General features: G+C 74.8%; 1 protein-coding gene. It reads right to left on the bottom strand.

Going from position 1 to position 2,786, the window contains the following annotated elements:
• Window positions 1–2,786: condensation domain-containing protein (locus VGR37_14650; GenBank protein HEV2148641.1), on the bottom strand; the 2,786-nt coding region annotated here is incomplete at both ends.

Raw genomic sequence — 2,786 nt, 5'->3', positions numbered from 1 at the left:
GCACCAGGACGCGCGCGCCGGCGATCGGGCGCCCGAGCGAGGGGGGGCGCCCATCCCCCTCCGGCTCGACCACGCCGGAGGTGGCGACCACGGTGGTCTCGGTGGGGCCGTAGTTGTTGACCAGGGCGAAGGGGAGCCCCGGCCGCGGCCGCACGCGCAGCGCGTCGCCGCCGGTGAGGAGGGCGCGGAGCGGGACGCGCTCAGGCCACTCCGCCGCCAGCAGCCCCTCCGCCAGCGGCGTGGGGACGAAGGCGAGGGTGATCCCCCGCTCCAGGAGGAGCGTGCGCAGCGCCTCAGGGGAGGTGCGCGTCTCGGCGTCCACCAGGTGCACGCTCGCCCCGGCGAGCAGGTACGGCCACACCTCCCACACCGCCGCGTCGAAGCTGAAGGAGGCCAGCTGCGTCGCACGGTCTTCCGGGGTCACCCCGAAGGCGCGGGCGTGCCAGCCGGCCAGCCCCAGCAGCGACCGGTGGCTCACCATCACCCCCTTGGGCGCGCCGGTGGAGCCGGAGGTGTAGATGACGTACGCCAGACCTTCGGCGTCGGGGGAAACGACGCTCTCCCCCTCCCGGCTGACCGGGGGGAAGTCGCCGTTCACGTCGACGACCTCCCCCCCGAACTCCGGCAGCCGGTCCGCCAGACCCTCGCGGGAGACCACGACCGGCACCTCCGAATCGCGGAGCATGTACGCCAGCCGCTCCGCCGGGTATGCCGGGTCCAGGGGGACGTATGCGCCCCCGGCCTTCAGCACGCCCAGCATCGCCACCACCGTCGCCGTCCCCGGCTCCAGGTGGATCCCCACCCGCGTCTCCGGCCCGACGCCGGCGCAGCGCAGGCCCCGCGCCAGCCCGTCCGCCCGGCGGTCCAGCTCCGCGTAGGTGAGCCGCTCCGCGCCGAAGGCCACGGCGGGGGCGTCCGGGGTGCGGCGGGCCTGCGCCGCGAAGCGCTCGTGAACGCATCCGTCCCCGGGCTCGGCGGGCGCCCCCTCGCTCCACTCCGCCAGCACCCGCCGCTCCGCCGGCAGGAGCAGGGGGAGCTCCTCCAGCGGCGTCTCCGGCGCGTCGGCGACGGCGTCCAGGAGCACGAGGAAGTGGTCCAGGAACCGCGCCGCGGTGGCGAGGTCGAAGAGGTCGCTGTTGTACTCCACCACGGCCGAGGGGGAGGTCCCCTCGTTCACGAGGATCGACAGGTCGAACTTGGAGGTGCCGCTGTCGCCCGTAGGGACCGCACCGTCTTCCAGCCGGCGCACGGATAGCCCGGAATGGTCCTCCGGCGGCGGGCCGTGTTCGCCGGGGGCCTCGATCCCCAGCATCACCTGGATCAGCGGGTTGCGGCTGGAGTCGCGCTCCGGCCGCACCTCGTCCAGGATCATCTGGAACGGGACCTCCGCGTGGGCGTATGCCTCCGCCATCCACGTCCTGACCTGCTCCAGGAGATCCACGAAGCGGAGGCGGCCGGAGGGACGGGCGCGGACGGGGATGGTGTTGACGAAGAAGCCGATGAGCTGCTGCGTCTCGGGCCGCTGGCGGTTGGCGGCCACCGACCCGATTGCGAAGTCCTCCTGCCCGGTGTAGCGGAAGCAGAGCGCCTGGAGGGCCGCCGCCAGGACCTGGTGGAAGGTGGTGCGCTCGCGCTGCGCCAGGGCGCGGAGGCGCTCCATCCGGTCCGGCTCCAGCGCGACGCCGTGCATCCCGCCCCGATAGCTCTGCACCGGGGGGTGCGGCCGGTCGGTGGGAAGCTCCAGCACCGGCGGCACGCCGCGCAGGCTCTCCCGCCAGAAGGCCAGGTGTCGCTCCAGGCGCTCGCCCGAGAGCTGCTCCCGCTGCCAGGCGGCGTAGTCCGCGTACTGGATGGGCAGCTCCGGGAGGGGTGAGGGCTTCCCGGCCACGAAGGCCTCGTACAGCACCCCCAGCTCGTAGTAGAAGATCCCCCAAGACCAGCCGTCCACGACGATGTGGTGCATGGTCACCAGCAGCGCGTGCAGCTCGGCGTCCAGGCGGAGGAGACGGGCCCGGACGACGGGGCCGGCGGCCAGGTCGATGGGACGCCGCGCCTCGTCGGTGTGCCTCGCGCGGACGGCGCTGAGGCGCCCCGCTTCAGGGACGGCGGAGAGGTCGTCCACCGGGAGGGGGACCTCCATCTCCGGAAGGACGACCTGCCCGGGGCCGTCGTCGGTCTCCACGTAGACGGTCCGGTAGACCTCGTGCCTGCGGACGATCTCCGCGAGCGCGCGCTGCGCGGCGGCCACGTCCAGCGGGCCCCGCAGCCAGACTCCCACCGGCACGTTGTACATGGGGCTGCCGGGCTCCAGGCGGTCCAGCACCCAGAGGCGCTCCTGGTCGTAGGAGAGCGGGAGCGCGGCACGTCCGTCGCGCGGCACCCGGGGGATCGCGGCGGGGGGCTCCGCGCCCCCGCGCGCGCCCGCGCGGAGGGCGGCCACCTTCCGCGCCATCCCGGCCACGGTGGGGTCGTCGAACACCGCGTTCAGCGACACGTCGACCCCGAACTCGCCGCGCACGCGGGCGACGAGCTGCGTGGCCAGGAGCGAGTGCCCGCCGAGCGAGAAGAAGTCGTCGTGCGCCCCGATCCCCTCGAAGCCGGTCAGCTCCTGCCAGATCTCCGCCATCCGCTCCTGCAGCTCGCCCTCCGGGGCGACGTACCGGGTCCCGGTCTCCGGCCGCGGCTGCAGCCCTCGCCCCTTCGCGGCGGCGGGGTCGGGCGGCGCGACGTCCCCGAGGTCCTGCGGGATCGGGTCCGCAGCGACTCCGCCACCCCCGGCGACGCCC

The sequence above is a fragment of the Longimicrobiaceae bacterium genome (assembly GCA_035936415.1).
Classification (GTDB): Bacteria; Gemmatimonadota; Gemmatimonadetes; order Longimicrobiales; family Longimicrobiaceae; genus JAFAYN01.
This window is presented reverse-complemented; position numbering and strand designations above follow the sequence as displayed.